At 41.8% G+C, this 698-nt stretch carries 1 protein-coding gene; it reads left to right on the forward strand.

Annotation, left to right across the window (positions count from 1 at the left end; all coding sequences use genetic code 11):
• Nucleotides 1–16 precede the first annotated feature (16 nt).
• A complete protein-coding gene (locus ACQ661_RS12700; RefSeq protein ID WP_431668587.1) occupies nt 17–517 on the forward strand; it encodes a hypothetical protein in 501 nt (166 codons plus the stop codon).
• The last annotated feature ends 181 nt before the right edge of the window (nt 518–698 follow it).

Consider the following 698-nt stretch of genomic DNA (forward strand, 5'->3'; position numbering starts at 1 on the left):
ATCAATCAGGAGTAGCATGGATATTAACTGGCAGGGTTTAATTACAGGCGCAGTAACTGTTTTTGTAATAACCTACTTCACTAAAAAAGCAACCTTCGCTGCAAAAGAGGGTGAGTTGAAATTTGGCATGTTTATGAAGGGGCTCGGACTGGCATGCCTTCTATTTTCAATAGCCCCTTTGGTAGTCCTGTTAACTGGCTATTACCAAGTCGATAAGCCTGGAGAAACAACAGCTCTGATCGGTTTAAGCATTGGTTTCGGAATCGGTGCGCTCTACACCTTAGCAGAAGGCTTTTTTGTCAAAGGTAGTTATGATAAAGAATCAATCACATTTTCAACTCCTTGGACTGGTAGTAAGAGCGAGAAATGGGATGATTTAGAGTCTATCAATTTTAATGGTTGGTGCTACTGGTATGTACTTAAATTTAAAAGCGGTAAAGTTGTCCGTTTATCTTCCTATTTAGGCGGCCACGGCTACTTACTAGCATTTTTGCAAGAGCGTGGCCAAAATTTCTAACAAGTTGCTGCACTCTGACACATATTACTACGCTCGTTTTTGTGTGTCGCTGCGCTCCATAATACACAAAAACGCTCTCCGCAATATGTGCAGGTGAGCAAAGCGTTATAAGGCAATGCAATGTGGAAGCATGTAATAACATCAAGTATTCAAGCCGCCTTTGTGGGGGCTGTTCTACTTG

Source organism: Pseudidiomarina sp. WS423 (genome assembly GCF_050750165.1).
Taxonomy (GTDB): Bacteria; Pseudomonadota; Gammaproteobacteria; order Enterobacterales; family Alteromonadaceae; genus Pseudidiomarina; species Pseudidiomarina fusca.

Excerpts from the sequence above, each read along its gene's own strand:
- ACQ661_RS12700 (WP_431668587.1), top strand. The coding sequence starts at position 17 with ATGGATATTAACTGGCAGGGTTTAATTACAGGCGCAGTAACTGTTTTT.